The sequence below is a fragment of the Streptomyces sp. NPDC001156 genome (assembly GCF_053598275.1).
Map to the genome: position 1 here is coordinate 1 of NZ_JBSFJX010000082.1, position 12758 is coordinate 12758.

Below are 12758 nucleotides of genomic sequence, written 5' to 3' on the forward strand. Positions count from 1 at the left end.
CACCCGAACAGCCTGGAGACACCGAGCCGTTCAGACCAGCATCCGAACGGTGCGTCACATCACAACAGGGCAAAGGTTCTCTGATGCGGCACTAGATCAGAGGCGAGTCGGCCGCATCGACCTCATCCAGGCCCTCCATGCCAACCCGCTCCAAGAGCACGCTCAGGTGGTGCAGGCTGTACGCCCTCCCGAGCGTCTCGCCGTCCACCCGGACACGCCGACCACCTGTCTAGTCGGGCGGGGACACGATCACGCGACGTTCGGCCATGCCATCAGCGTCACTCGTCCCGTGCTGGCGCGCATGCGGAGGGCCCGTCTGCGGCACGTGGCCCGCCTCGCCCGATGAGGGTGCGGGCGAGGCGGGCCGCCTGAGGGATCCGACAGATATCAAGTTCAAGCAACGACGCTCACGGTGACACGCGAAGCGCGCCTGGCGAGGTAGCTGCGGCTGCGCCGACCCCGTTTCGGGTGATGTGCTTGTCGGCTGGTCAGGCGAACCGCCAGCCGGACAGCCGGCTGTCCTCGCCGACCTCGGCAGTCAGCCGCCCGCCCGGCAGATCACGGACCCGCACACCGAGGGCATCAGCGATCTCCGCCGCCGGGTAGCACTCCACCTTGGCGCACTCACCCGGTGGCGCAACCGCGGCGATCTCGATCTGGTCTCCGAATGGCAGCAAGAGACGGACGAGTACGCGCTCAGTGGTCATAAGCGCCACTCCTCTCGGTAGTTGCGGTGGTGGGCGTCTCCCAGATAACGACGGACCCAGCACAGTGGCCCGCGGCCACCTTCAGGATGCCGGAGTTGATCCGCATCACGGTCTTCATCGGGTCGAACGAGGTGAGCCTGAAGCCGACGCGCTCGGCAGCCTCAGGTCAGGTCGGCGATCGGTCGAACCTGGCTTCCGTGCCGTGACTGGTTCCGGCAGCAGGGCGGAGACGGACGCTCCCGTCATCCCGAGCACCCCGCCAGAGCGAGCCGCGGGAGCAGGACGTGGTCTCAGTTTTGGTCTCATTCGTCAGCGGCCGGAGCCGTTCACCGGCGTACGCGCTAATGCCGCCGCCCTCATACACGGGCCCGAGGTACTCGAACCCCTGTACACCGCCCTCGGCACTCGCTTTCACCTGCAGCAGCAGCCCAAGGACCGGGCCACGCTGGAAGCCGCCCTGCGGGAGACCGGACTGCCGGTGGATCTGGCCGACATCGGTGCCACGGACCGTTACGACGACGAGCTGCGGGCGTCCCATCGCCGAGGAATCACCCTGGTCGGCCAGGACGTCGGCAGCCCGATCATCAGCGTCCCCGGTCCGGACGCGGGCAGCGACCCCATCGCCTTCTTCGGCCCTGTCGTGACCCCAGCCCCCAAGGGGGAGGACGCCGCCCGGCTCTGGGACGGCGTGCTCGCCGTCGCCTCCACGCCGGGTTTCTACGAGATCAAGCGCACGCGCACCAGCGGGCCCGATTTCAGCTGAGCCACAGGCACACGAGTAGGGCTGATCGACGCCCACACCTTCCGGGCGGCAGCCCCTGACCCGCCTCAACTCACTAGGTGTCGTGCAGCAGGGCGTCGAAGTCGCGGACGATACCGGGCGGTGTTGTCGAGGGTGGAGGTGCGGCGGAAGGCGCGGGTGCGCTCGACGACGCGCCCGGACCGCAGCCGCATCCCGTCGTAGACGGCGGGGTGGCAGGGCGAACGCGGAGTCGGTGCGGCCGGGGGTCACCGGTCAGGCGCGTGTGCGCCTTGCAGACGGGACACCAGTCCACGCGCACGGCGGCCAGAGCGACGGTGACGGTGCGCGGCGCCGGCTGGACCACAGCGGTTCTCCCCCGAAGGCCGTTCATGCCGCTGGGGGGACGGGGATGTCTTGCTCGGTCCAGATGCATTTGCCGTCGCGGAGGTAGCGGGCGCCCCAGCGTCTGGAGAGGGCGGCGACGAGTTGCAGGCCGCGGCCGCCCTCGTCGGTGTAGGCGGCGTGGCGGATGCGCGGGGTGCTGAGGCTGCCGTCATAGACCTCGCAGGTCAGGGAGCGGCTGCGCAGCAGGCGCAGCCGGATGGGGCCCTTGGCGTGCCGGATCACGTTGCCGATCAGCTCGCTGGCCAGCAGCTCGGTGGTGATCGCGAGATCGTCCAGTCCCCAGGCGGCCAGTTGCTCGCGGACGAATTCGCGGGCCTGTCCGGCCGCGCGGGGATCGTCCGGGAGGATGCAGGAGGCGACATCACCGACGTCGACGGCACGAGTGTGGGCGATCAGCAGCGCTGCGTCGTCGTTCGTCTGGCCATGGTCGGGCAGCAGGGCCGAGACAACCGTGTCGCACAGGTCGTCGAGGTGCTGGACGTCGTCGACCTCGTCTCGCACCGTGAAGGTGGGCATCGCATGCTGGGCAAGGATCTGTTGCAGTCGGGCCAGTCCTTGGTCGACGTCCTGGGTGGCGGATTCGACGAGCCCGTCGGTGCACAGGACCAGCAGGCTCTCCTCGGGCAGAAGCAGTTGGTGCGTTTCGAACGGTGGCTCGGCGGCCCCGAGCGGCGGGTCGGCGGCCAGGTCGAGCCTGTGGACGGTGCCATCGGGATGGACGATGACCGGCGGGAGATGACCCGCCAGGGAGAACGAGCACATCCGGGTGATCGGGTCGAACACGGCGTACAGGCAGGTGGCGTAGCAGTCCTCGCCCAGGTCGCTGACCAGGTCATTGAGGTGGCTGAGTAGCTCGGCAGGGGGTATGTCCAGGTCGGCGAGGGTACGCACCGCGGTACGCAACTGGCCCATGGTGGCCGCTTGGGGAATGCCGTGTCCCATCACGTCGCCGATCACCATGGCGACCCTGTCCGCGGACAGCGGGATCACGTCGTACCAGTCGCCACCGACGTGCTCGCCCCGGCCCGCGGGCAGGTAGCGTGCGGCTGCGCAGGCGGCAGGCAGGCACGGCAGCGTCCGGGGAAGCAAACCACGCTGCAGCTCCTGTGCCCGGGCGTGCTCCACGTCGTACAACCGGGCCCGCTCCAGCGACTGGCCGGCCAGACCGCTCACCGCGGTCAGCAGCGTGCGCTCCTCGTCGCTGAAGGAACGCGGCTGGGCGAAAGACACCAAACACATGCCGATGGAGTGCCCGGAGGCGATCATGGGCAGGAACGCCCACGCGTTCTTCTGGGCCGGTGACGGAATATGCATCAGCGCTGGATAGCGCTGGCGATACTCTGCGGCTGATTCGATGAACCGGGGAGTACGCGTTCCCAGCACGTCGGTGGCCACGGGGTAGTCGGCTATCGGGATCCCGTCGAGCAGACTGAGGAATTCCTGTGTGTATCCGGCGGAGCCGACCACACGCTGTCGGCCGCCTTCGAAGACCCAGAATATGAGCCCGTCGGCGCCAAATGGCGGCAGGACGTGCGCCGCGACGGCCTGTACGACTTCCTGAGAGGTCAGGGCCTCGGCGAGTGCCGAGGTCAGCTTGCCCATTCGGACCGTCTGCTCAGAGCCGGCCGCCGAACCACGGACGGGCAGCCTGCCAGGCAGGTCCTCCAGGCACGCTGCGGCCCATCCCGCCACCGAATGCAGAAAGGATCGCTGCACCTCATCCGGCTCGCCCGCCCCTGCCATGATCACGGACAGCACACCTATCGGGCCATCGGCACCGGGAAGGGGCACCGCTGCCGTGCCGACTCCCCCGATGCCCAGGCTGTCCCCGCCCACCCAGGCATAGTCACCGCGCCGCAGGGCGCGTGCGGGCGCCACGTCCTGCTCGTCGGAGAGATCCGCCCACGCCTCGGTGCTCCCCGCGGCCAACCCGCTGGCCGCAACCAGGTGCAGCCGGCGAGCAGCAGGATCGCACCAGTGCAGGAACGCGCCCCGGCCGTCCAGGCACTCCGTGGCCTTGAGAGCCAGCGTCAACGTCTCCGCGCCTCGCAACGCTTTGTACGAGGCGGCCGGAATGCCCGGTCCTGACTGCTGGGGGTGACTCCCGGCTTTGGCTGTCGCAGGTGCCAACTCGACTCCTACTCACTCCTGGGTCACGGATCTGCACGTCGGCGACGGCAGCCCCACAAATCAGGCAAGCACACCTAAACACTACCTTGGTGCCGGTCCACATTCGTGCGGGTGCGTTTCCCCTTGAGTGACCTCACGGTTGGTGATCACGCTACGGTGGCGAAGTTCTGCCCCAGTGAGAATCCGAGGGCAGTCCAGTAAGAAGGGGGCGGGAGCCAGTGGTGGAGGTGGCCGCGCAGGAGCCCGGCGAGTGGACGCACAGCGTGGGGGGCATGCCTGCGCTGCTGGGTCTACAGGAGGCGACGCAACTGTTCGGTCCGTCCAGCCAGCAGAACCTGTCGGCGGTGGTGCGGCAGGGCCGGTTCGCGCCGGCGGACTACCACCTGTCGGGTTCGCCGCTGCGGTCGCTGGACACCCTCATCGAGGCCGGACCGGAAATGCGGGCGAAGTCCCGCACTGTGATGTGGGCAGTCGTGCCATATGTCGAGGCGGCGCCGCGGCAGCGCCGCTACACCGGCCCCGGCTCTGTGATCGTGCCGCGCGGGCGCGCCGCGAGAGCCGTCTGACCTGCGGAAAGTAGCTGGACACACCCCCAGGTCGGCTTGAATAGGAGCAGCGGTCTGGAGCGGGCCGGTGTTCTTCGTCTTGGAGGAACAATGCACGCCACCGCAGCCACGGCCCGGTCGTCGACCGCCGGGCGCGGGTTTCGAGCAAGCACGCTGGTTGATCCGTCAGACCGTTCATGAAAGATGTGCCACCCCATTGGATCGGTGCCGGCACATCCGGGGTCTCGTGCCCGTCCATCAGCAGCAAGTGCTCGACCTGGACGACGGAATCCATCCCGTCCAGCTGCCCGCCATCTCCCCCGGCCAGTCCATCCAGGAGCAGGTCTAGGCGTTCCAAGCCCTCAACCCGTGGGTGTTGCGGCACCTGGGGGCGCTGGCCGCCGACTGCGTCGCCAAGGGCTTCAAACGCGTCGGAAGCCGGATGCTCTTCGAGCTCCTGCGCTGGCGCTCACGGTGCCGCTACCTTGGCCACGCCGACCATGGCATCCCGGGTCACCAGTGGGACGAGCTCCTCCTCGGTCAGCTGCTCGGTGCCGGCTGGTCGTTCGGGCAGTACCAGCCAGCGCGTCTCGCTGGTGGAGTCGCGGACGGTGATCTGTACGTCTTCGTCGAGTTCGAGGCCCATCTCGGACAGCAGCGTGCGGGGCTCCTTGACCACGCGTGCTCGGTAGGCGGGGTCCTTGTACCAGGTCGGGGGCAGACCGAGCACAGACCAGGGGTAGCACGAGCAGAGTGTGCAGACCACGACGTTGTGGGTGGTGGGGGTGTTCTCTACGACGTTGATGTGCCAGCCCATGGCACCGGAGAACCCCAGCCCCTCGATCGCTGCGGTGCCGTCCTCCAGCAGCCACTGCCGGTAGTCGGGGTCCGTCCATGCCTTGGCGACGACCTTGGCACCGTTGAGCGGGCCGACGTTGGTCTCGTAGGTCGTGATGATCCCGTCGACGGCTTTCGGGTCGATCAGGCGGCGCTCGGTGAGCAGCTGCTCGAGGGCTTCGACCCGCAGGGCCGTGGGAAGGCTCTCGCCCAATGGTTTGGTGGTGGTCATGAGGTGGCCTCCAGGTAGCTTTCGTACATTTCCAGGGTGACGGCGAAGGCTTCGGCGTCGGCGCCCCACAGCTCACGTGAGTCGAATCGCACCGAATAGACGTGCTGCGGGTTCTCGCCGAGGAAGTGGGCGTTGGTGTCCGGCAGCACGTGTGCGGGCTGGATGAGATCCACCACTCCGATGTGGCCCCGTACGTAGCCCGGCAGCCGGGTGTGCCCGGGCACGGACACGTTCTTGGCGCGCACCCGCTCGCCGATGGCGAAGGCCGGCGGGACGTCCAGCGTGCGCAGCGGGCCCTCGGCGGTCGGTGCGTAGTCGGGCCGGGCGGGCTCGGGCACCGGCGGCTCCTGCACGTGCTCACCGCGGAGGTTGCGGGCACGGGCCTCGACCGCGCCCAGCGCCAGGATCGCGCTGTCCGTCAGGAGCAGTTCCCCGCCGTTCAGCCAGCGTCCGAAGTAGCCCTCGTCCAGGTAAGCGGCCCGGTCCAGGCGTTCCAGCGAGTGGCGGAAGGCGTCCACGTTGGCCCCGGCGACCCGTATGGACAAAAGCGCCAGGGCGAATGCGCGGCCGTGCCAGGGCTCCGCGAATACGGGTTCGTCCTTTCTCGGGGGGTGCGCGAGGCCCCACCCTGATGTGCCACCCATGTCGGCAATACCGTCCATGACATCACCCCAACATATGCGGAATAGCAGACTTATCTGCGTCAACGTGAGAGGGCTGAGGCTTTCGCGGCACCGACGATGGGGGCCCGACTGGTGCCGTCACGTCTCTACTCGGCCCAGGACGTGAAACCGGTCAGGAAGCCGCTTCGAGCGACGGGCGCAGCCAGGCGGGCAGCCCGGCCGCTCGGCCTCTCCGAAGCTCTCCTCGAACCGGGTCTGCGCCCCTTGCCACAGCGGCGTCTCCGCTTCCACGCGGGACAGGCCGTCCGGCGTGAGTCCGATGATCCGTGCGCGGCGGTTGGCGGCGGAGGGTTCGAGGGCCACCAGGCCCTCCCGGACAAACCGCGGTCCCGCTCACGCCGGCCCTCGGTCGGCCGTCGTCCCGCATCGGCCCGGCGATCACTGTGCCCGTGGCGGGCTCGTGCTGCCGACGAAGGCTCTGCCGATCGGTCCGGAGCGCCCACTGGATGAGGCCATGCTGCCGCGTCCGGGCAGGCCCCGCGGGACGGCCGTCCGTCCACGGCAGGGATCCCGCAGCCGCTCTCTCAGGACTCGTCGGCGAGGAAGTGCTCGGCCAGGGGGGTGCCGGCGAACTTCTTGTGCATCTCGCGAGAGAAGAGCAGCATCGCGTTGCGCGGTCGGTGGTTCACTACGAGCGTCTCGCATTCACCTGCGGCATTACGGGCGACCGTGACGACGACGTGGAGGGTCTCGCCCTTCACCCGGGTGGTGTATTCCTCGATGAAGCCGCCGTTGCCGTAGTCGCCGGTGTAGGTGAAGTCCTGGAACTCGTACAGCTCACGGGCGGCAGTCACCACGGAGTGGACGGCCTGGGGACCCTGGATGGGGCCGTTGTCGATGAACGAGCCGTTCCCGGTGACGTTGTCGGCCAGCTTGTCCAGCCACCACGGGTAGTAGCTGAGACCCTCACTCTTGCCGTCTTCTGTGTTCGACATGATGTTTCTCCTTCAATGATCTCCGGCCGCAGGCCGGACGCGGGGGGCTTGCCGTCGGCGATCCCAAGCGGCAATTACGAGCATATACTCCTATCCACTCGGAGTGCGGCGTGACAACCGACACCCTCAGGCCGGCCTAGAACATCACCGGCGCCCTTCCCGACGTCGCCACACCATTCCACGGCACCGGCATCCCGGGAACCGATCGGGTGCGCCTCACAGCACCGTCCGGTCTGCGCACCACTCAGTAGTGCGCAGACCGGCCATGCAGGCCCGGACCGCATCCGCCGGATGCTGAAACATCCAACGTCGACGTCAACGGTTACGGACAGCGCTGCCAGCCGGCCGTCATGTGCGACATGTGCGAGCCGGGAGTGCGTGCCTTCACCCGGCCTGCCTGGAGGGCCTCGGCAGAAGTTCTCCGTCGACGTACAGATCAACGCGCTCGTTGAGGAATGCGACCATGCCGGCGATGCGGTTGGCCTGGAACGTCGGTAGGTCGTAGGCCCATGCGATGTCTTCATGCGTGGCGACTTCGCCGTCGAACGACCAGTAGCTGCTCGTCGTCCCCTTGTACGGGCAGCGGGTCACGGTGTCGGAGTGGCGCAGCCTGGTGAAGTCGACGTAGAGGCGGTCGAGGTAGTAACGCGTCGGCAGCCCGGTCTCGAACAGTTTGACGCAGCGCGGCGCTTCCGCCAGCACGATCCCCTCGAGTTCCACGCGGACGTTGCTGGAGGAGCTCAGCGCGTCCACGCGGGAATAGGGACTCCTGGGGTGGACGAAGACCGGCTCGTCCTCCTCGAACCAGGAGTCCAACGCCTCCCACTCGAAGCGGACAGTTCCGCGCAAGGCCTCGGGAGCGCCGTCCTCCCACACCCACGCCGCACCCTTTCGGACCTCTGGTCCCACCTGCAGGGTGTGGCGCCGTGCGGGCCCGGCGCCGTGCAGCTCGCTATGTCCTTCGTCGATGAGCGCGGCGTCGACCATGTCGTGGACGGGGATGCTGAACTGGGGGTACGCGGGCCACTCCCACACATACAGTGCGCGCCGTGTGTCGAAGGCGACGCGACCGCCCAGCGTCCCCCGGATGCGGCGGGGGACGGGCTCGACATGCCCGACCGGCGCGATCAGGCTCGGGTGCTGCACATTCTCCTTGGTCATCGTGAGTACCTCGATCAGTGGTGGCTCTGCTCGGCAAGGGGAGGGGCGCGGACCGGTGGTCAGTCGGCGTGGAGACCGCGAAGCAGGCCGGTGGACTGACCCACCTCGATGAGGTAGCCGTCGGGATCGCGCAGGTAGCAGCGCAGTTCCGAACCGCGGTCGAGGGGTTCGGTGAGGAAGTGGGCGCCCTTGGCGACCGCGTGGGCATGGAAGGCGGCCATGTCCGCGACGCGGACGTTGAGAAAGCTCGACACCCGCTCGGTGCTCCGGGGCACCTCGAGGGTGACGCCGGGTTTGTCGGGGGTGGGGCCACCCCCGGGATTCATGATGATCCAGCTGTTGGCCACCTTCACGATCGCCGGGTTCTCCTCCATCACTACCTCGCCGCCGAACACGTCGGCGTAGAAGCGCCGTGATCTCTCCACGTCGCGCACCGTCAGGAAGTGCGTGACAAGGAGCCCTTGTTGCGGGGCGGGCAGATCACCGTGAGCCGTCATGGTCCGTCATCCTCACTGTGCAGGGTGGGAAGGTGGCGCCGGTCGCGAGCGGGACCGGCCCCTCCGTCTGATTCGTGCCGTCGTTGAACCCCTGATCGCAGCGCGGATCCCCAGGCGGTGCGCGTCGCGATATCCGCCGGGGTCACCGGCCCGTACCCCGTGGCCGCGCCGACATCCTCGGCCGTGCCTTGAGGACCGATGCGCCGACCTTGCCGGTGACCGGGGTGATCTCGTTGAGGACCGGGCCGTCGGCGGCTGCGATACGCGAGTGGAATCTGCCTGTTATTCCACAAAGTACGAGTCTTGCTCATCGAAGAACCTGGCGCGTTCCTCATCCGTGGCATGTGCCATCCGTGAAAGCCCCTCAAAATACTCTTCACGCGGCGCCCCGGGTGTAAAGAGCAGAAGCATTTCGGCCGGCGCATCCGAGTCGTTGCGGAAGGCATGCAGCCCGCCCTGCGGTACATGCAGGAAGTCGCCCTGCTGCGCATCGATCCACTGTGCGCCGTCAAAAAGTCGAACGGTTCCGTTGAGGATGAAGAAAGACTCCGAGATCGTCTTATGGAAATGAGTTTTGGGGCCGCCCGCCCTTGCGCTCATCTCCACTCGGTAGAGTCCGAATTCGCCTCGCGTGGTGGTTGTGGTCGCCAAGTAGTGAATGGCGTCCCCGCCCGCTGTTCCGACATTCGGTGGGGTGCTCGACGGCCGAAAGTTCGCGCTGATCTCGCCGTCATCGCCCGTGTACACCTGCTTCGGGTACGACATGCAAACCATCTCCCTAAGTTAGATGCGCAACGACGTGCTGCTGAGGCATGCGCGGACCGCTGCGGTGGCTGCAAACCGACTGCTGCCCTCGAGCCCCCTTTGGGCATGCCGTAACACAAGAGACCGATCACCCCGGCCACATGTGACACCTGGACGGCGGACGCGTAGGTCAGCGGTGCCGGATCCGGGGCATGCGGGCTCCGATCACGTTCGGGACGAAGAGGTCGCCGTCGAAGGAGGGTCCCTCCAGGTGGCCTGTTTGATGCGTGCATCCTGGGCCCCACCTGCCCTACCTGTCGCCGTGCGCGGCAGCCCTCGACGCGGACACCGCCTGGCAGTTCGCCGACGTCATCGACAAGCCCGGGCCGTGTCGGTGACGCTCATCGCCGCCCCGGCAAGCTCCGCCACGGCGCACTTCCCCCACGTCGACGTCCCCAACGTCTCACTCGATGAGCCGCAGCCACTGGAGTTGGTTGAGGCGGCCATCACGATGCAGTGCCTCGACCAGGCGGCCTACCAGCAGATCACCACCGCGCCTGCCGTCTCGGGACAGCCCACCGAACCCGCCCACGGCCCCTGACAGCACGCGCCCCACGAGCCTGATGCCCGCACGCCGTCCGAGGCCGGCGAGCCGGAAGACCCAGCAACCCCCGGGCGACGGCAGCAGCACGGCGCGCACGTCCGGCGTGCCGGCCGCAGGGGACACGGGCGAGATGGCGATGCCCGGGCCCTGTTGGCCGCTCCACCGACCCGGCCGCAACTGGCCTGCCCGCTGCCGTCCAACACCGCGCCCCGTAGGCCGAGGAGAAGCGTGCAGGGGCGGAGGCGGACCTGGCGGAGAACCGTGCATGTGGCGCAGGGCGTCGCGCCCGGTGCCGACGGGAAGGACGACAGGCACGCTCTGCGCGCGCCGCAGATCCAGGTCCTGGGCCCCATCGAGGTGGATGGCGTGGTCTTTATTCCCACCAGAGCGTCCAGTGATAGTTCCCCTGCACAGCTTCTTCCGCATACATGCGCATGGTCTCGTATCCCTGCCAGACGTTGTCGGGACAGAACGCAAAGTGCTCCGCAGCGACGGTCAGGGCTTCCTCCATCGTCTGAGGTGGGGCGGCCACGGACAGGTCCAGCCGGGCGTAGGACAGGGCCAGGAGCCGGGCGCCGAACCGGTCCTCCCAGGAGCGAAGGACCGCCCGCAAGCAGGCCGCGTCATCGTTGGACGGACCGGTCCATCCGATGGAGGCAGGAAGGTCCGCGTCACGGCTGGCGGGAACCAGGCCGAGACGGGGGCTGGAAAGCCACCCATGCTCGATCAGACCAACCACGACCTCTGCGGCGCGAATATCAGGATCTGTCTCGGCTCTCCCCGCCGGGGCGAGTCCGGGCCAGGCAGCGCTGAAAGGCGCGAGGGCCTCGCCGTCCTCGTCATTGTCCGTTTCGGCCACGGCGACAGCCCAGTGCGACGCGAGCACCGATCCGGCGTCGTGGTCACTGGGGGCGTCGGACATCATGCCCGGGTCCAGCCAGCCGCCGTTCCACCACCCCTCCTTCTCCGCGTGCTTCTCAGCCTGGAGGAGCACGGGCCTGAGGCCGACAGCTTCGCAAGCCGGCAGAAGCTGGCCCCTTGTGGCAGGGCCCGCAATCTCGTCCGCGACCCAAAACAGCGGCTCTTGCCAAGGACCGAAACACGTGGTTGTGACCAGAGAGCCCGGAGGTTCAGCCCAAGCGACTGCCCCGCCGGGTCACTGAGGTTTTCTCAACGAAATGATCTCGTGAGGTGACTCGACCCAGTGGATCTCGCGTCGCGATGAGTCCTGCGGCGTCCGGCGGTCGTACTGTCGAAACCGTTACCGAGGAGGACTTCTGATGCGCAGCGTGACGTATTCGATGGGCGTCTCACTGGACGGCTACGTCGTCGGGCCGGACGGCGGCTTCGACTGGACGCCGCTCGACGAGGAGGTCTTTCGCTTCGCTACCGACGAGGTGCGAGAGGCCGGTGTCCACCTGTTGGGACGACGGCTGTACGAGACGATGCTGTACTGGGAGACCGTCGGCCAGAATCCATCGCTCGACTTCTCAACGCTCGAGTTTGCCGCGGTCTGGAAGGCGCTCCCCAAGGTGGTGTTCTCCACCACGCTGTCGGCGGTGCAGGGCAATGCCCGCCTGGCCTCCGGCGGCCTGGCGGAGGAGATCGAGCGATTGCGAGCCGAGCCGGGGGACGGCAACATCGCGATCGGCGGTGCGACTCTCGCCGCCGAGGCGGCCGCGTTGGGTCTGATCGACGAGTACCGGGCCAGGGTCTACCCGGTGGTGGTCGTTGCGAAGCCTGCTGGTGGTTCGCTGGCTGGTCGAGCATGGCTTCGACCCGTTCGCGCCGGGCTGTGAGGTCGACGTGCTGAGATCCCGGCTGTGAGGCTGCGCGGGCCCGACTGCTGCGAGTGCGTTCTGACGCATCGAGCAGGCCATCTCCTGGTGTGCATCACCTGCCCTTACTCCCGACAAAGTGCGGTGCGGAGTCGTCGCCAGCAGATGACGGCGCAGCCGAGGGTGACGAACGCGTGGTGGATGTCGTCGCGGATCTCCCAGCGGGTGCGCAGGCGGCGGAACCAGTGCAGCAGCGCGGTCGCTCCTTCCACGACCCAGCGGTACACGCCCAGGCCGGAGCCGTGCCCGGTGGCGCGCCGGGCGATGTGCGGGGTGATCTGGATGCGGAAGCTGGACGCCGCCTGCGCCAGCGCGGACGAGCTCGCCGAGGCCGCGGTGGAGGCTTTCGAGACGCACCCGGACGCCGACATCATCACCAGCTTTCCAGGACTCGGCTCCCTCACGGGCGCCCGCGTGCGCCGAGATCGGAGACGACCGGTCCCGCTTCACCGATGCCAGGGCCCGGTCCGCGATGTCGGCTGGGCAGCGGTGGAGTCGGCGGCGGCACCGACGCCGCCGATCTGCGTCGCGGCACTGGCGAGCGTTCCCGGTGTCGCCAGGAGCACCGCTGACACCATGCAGGACGCGATGAACAACCTGCTTCTGGTGGGTCTTTGTGGCAAGACGGCCTCTCAGGTAGTCGGCACGAGAAAGTGATCGCCTAGCGCTATGGGCAAACGTGCCGGCTCAACCTGAGG

Annotated in this window: 14 protein-coding genes and 2 pseudogenes; 5 read left to right on the forward strand and 11 right to left on the reverse strand. The window is 68.0% G+C overall.

What is annotated here, in order from left to right:
- Window positions 1-488: 488 nt before the first annotated feature.
- The gene (locus tag ACWDA7_RS30070; protein WP_450608031.1) at window positions 489-707 is read right to left on the reverse strand and encodes a hypothetical protein; all 219 of its coding nucleotides are present in this window, start codon (window positions 705-707) and stop codon (window positions 489-491) included.
- A gap of 202 nt (window positions 708-909) precedes the next feature.
- Here ACWDA7_RS30070 and ACWDA7_RS30075 point away from each other — a divergent pair, with 202 nt between their 5' ends.
- Entirely contained in the window at window positions 910-1470 is a 561-nt protein-coding gene (locus ACWDA7_RS30075; protein ID WP_450608033.1) for a mycothiol-dependent nitroreductase Rv2466c family protein, read from the forward strand.
- 366 nt (window positions 1471-1836) lie between these two features.
- On the opposite strand, the gene ACWDA7_RS30080 is transcribed toward ACWDA7_RS30075, so the two are convergent.
- Window positions 1837-3984, reverse strand: a complete 2148-nt coding sequence (locus ACWDA7_RS30080; protein WP_450608035.1) for an ATP-binding SpoIIE family protein phosphatase — start codon at window positions 3982-3984, stop codon at window positions 1837-1839.
- Between the two features lie 272 nt (window positions 3985-4256).
- On the opposite strand from ACWDA7_RS30080, the gene ACWDA7_RS30085 reads away from it, so the two are divergent.
- Window positions 4257-4550, forward strand: a complete 294-nt coding sequence (locus ACWDA7_RS30085) for a hypothetical protein (protein ID WP_450608037.1) — start codon at window positions 4257-4259, stop codon at window positions 4548-4550.
- 448 nt (window positions 4551-4998) lie between these two features.
- On the opposite strand, the gene nthA is transcribed toward ACWDA7_RS30085, so the two are convergent.
- From nthA to ACWDA7_RS30120, 7 genes are all read right to left on the reverse strand, one after another.
- Entirely contained in the window at window positions 4999-5598 is a 600-nt protein-coding gene (gene nthA / locus ACWDA7_RS30090; RefSeq protein WP_450608039.1) for a nitrile hydratase subunit alpha, read from the reverse strand.
- Window positions 5595-6260 carry a nitrile hydratase subunit beta gene (gene nthB / locus ACWDA7_RS30095; RefSeq protein WP_450608041.1) on the reverse strand — a complete coding sequence of 222 codons (666 nt, stop codon included), beginning with the start codon at window positions 6258-6260 and terminating at the stop codon, window positions 5595-5597. The genes nthA and nthB overlap by 4 nt, the downstream gene beginning before the upstream one ends.
- 99 nt (window positions 6261-6359) lie before the next feature.
- Window positions 6360-6584 (reverse strand): hypothetical protein, encoded by a 225-nt coding sequence (locus ACWDA7_RS30100; RefSeq protein WP_450608043.1) that lies wholly within the window; start codon window positions 6582-6584, stop codon window positions 6360-6362.
- Between the two features lie 221 nt (window positions 6585-6805).
- Window positions 6806-7216, reverse strand: coding sequence for a hypothetical protein (locus ACWDA7_RS30105; protein ID WP_450608045.1), 411 nt, complete (start codon window positions 7214-7216; stop codon window positions 6806-6808).
- A 384-nt stretch (window positions 7217-7600) separates the two neighbouring features.
- Entirely contained in the window at window positions 7601-8377 is a 777-nt protein-coding gene (locus ACWDA7_RS30110; protein ID WP_450608047.1) for a DUF427 domain-containing protein, read from the reverse strand.
- Window positions 8378-8436: 59 nt separating this feature from the next.
- Window positions 8437-8874 carry a VOC family protein gene (locus ACWDA7_RS30115; protein ID WP_450608049.1) on the reverse strand — a complete coding sequence of 146 codons (438 nt, stop codon included), beginning with the start codon at window positions 8872-8874 and terminating at the stop codon, window positions 8437-8439.
- 282 nt (window positions 8875-9156) lie between these two features.
- Window positions 9157-9639 carry a cupin domain-containing protein gene (locus ACWDA7_RS30120; RefSeq protein WP_450608051.1) on the reverse strand — a complete coding sequence of 161 codons (483 nt, stop codon included), beginning with the start codon at window positions 9637-9639 and terminating at the stop codon, window positions 9157-9159.
- A gap of 367 nt (window positions 9640-10006) precedes the next feature.
- Here ACWDA7_RS30120 and ACWDA7_RS30125 point away from each other — a divergent pair, with 367 nt between their 5' ends.
- A complete protein-coding gene (locus ACWDA7_RS30125; protein WP_450608053.1) occupies window positions 10007-10219 on the forward strand; it encodes a hypothetical protein in 213 nt (70 codons plus the stop codon).
- 376 nt (window positions 10220-10595) lie between these two features.
- Here the strand turns inward: ACWDA7_RS30125 and ACWDA7_RS30130 are convergent, their stop codons facing one another.
- Window positions 10596-11216, reverse strand: coding sequence for a DUF4253 domain-containing protein (locus ACWDA7_RS30130; RefSeq protein ID WP_450608055.1), 621 nt, complete (start codon window positions 11214-11216; stop codon window positions 10596-10598).
- 286 nt (window positions 11217-11502) lie between these two features.
- On the opposite strand from ACWDA7_RS30130, the gene ACWDA7_RS30135 reads away from it, so the two are divergent.
- Window positions 11503-12021: a dihydrofolate reductase family protein gene (locus ACWDA7_RS30135; RefSeq protein ID WP_450608057.1), complete on the forward strand. Its 519-nt coding sequence runs from the start codon at window positions 11503-11505 to the stop codon at window positions 12019-12021.
- Window positions 12022-12125: 104 nt separating this feature from the next.
- Here the strand turns inward: ACWDA7_RS30135 and ACWDA7_RS30140 are convergent.
- Window positions 12126-12338, reverse strand: a pseudogene (locus ACWDA7_RS30140) (IS5/IS1182 family transposase); the annotation flags it as partial.
- A gap of 4 nt (window positions 12339-12342) precedes the next feature.
- Here ACWDA7_RS30140 and ACWDA7_RS30145 point away from each other — a divergent pair.
- A pseudogene (locus tag ACWDA7_RS30145) lies at window positions 12343-12532 on the forward strand (transposase); the annotation flags it as partial.
- Window positions 12533-12758 lie beyond the last annotated feature (226 nt).

What these genes read in the sequence shown, in the direction of transcription:
- ACWDA7_RS30135 (WP_450608057.1), top strand. Translation starts at nt 11,503, where the DNA reads ATGCGCAGCGTGACGTATTCGATGGGCGTCTCACTGGACGGCTACGTC.
- ACWDA7_RS30070 (WP_450608031.1), bottom strand. Translation starts at nt 707, where the DNA reads ATGACCACTGAGCGCGTACTCGTCCGTCTCTTGCTGCCATTCGGAGAC.
- ACWDA7_RS30110 (WP_450608047.1), bottom strand. Translation starts at nt 8,377, where the DNA reads ATGACCAAGGAGAATGTGCAGCACCCGAGCCTGATCGCGCCGGTCGGG.
- ACWDA7_RS30115 (WP_450608049.1), bottom strand. Translation starts at nt 8,874, where the DNA reads ATGACGGCTCACGGTGATCTGCCCGCCCCGCAACAAGGGCTCCTTGTC.
- ACWDA7_RS30105 (WP_450608045.1), bottom strand. Translation starts at nt 7,216, where the DNA reads ATGTCGAACACAGAAGACGGCAAGAGTGAGGGTCTCAGCTACTACCCG.
- nthB (WP_450608041.1), bottom strand. Translation starts at nt 6,260, where the DNA reads ATGGACGGTATTGCCGACATGGGTGGCACATCAGGGTGGGGCCTCGCG.
- nthA (WP_450608039.1), bottom strand. Translation starts at nt 5,598, where the DNA reads ATGACCACCACCAAACCATTGGGCGAGAGCCTTCCCACGGCCCTGCGG.
- ACWDA7_RS30085 (WP_450608037.1), top strand. Translation starts at nt 4,257, where the DNA reads ATGCCTGCGCTGCTGGGTCTACAGGAGGCGACGCAACTGTTCGGTCCG.
- ACWDA7_RS30120 (WP_450608051.1), bottom strand. Translation starts at nt 9,639, where the DNA reads ATGTCGTACCCGAAGCAGGTGTACACGGGCGATGACGGCGAGATCAGC.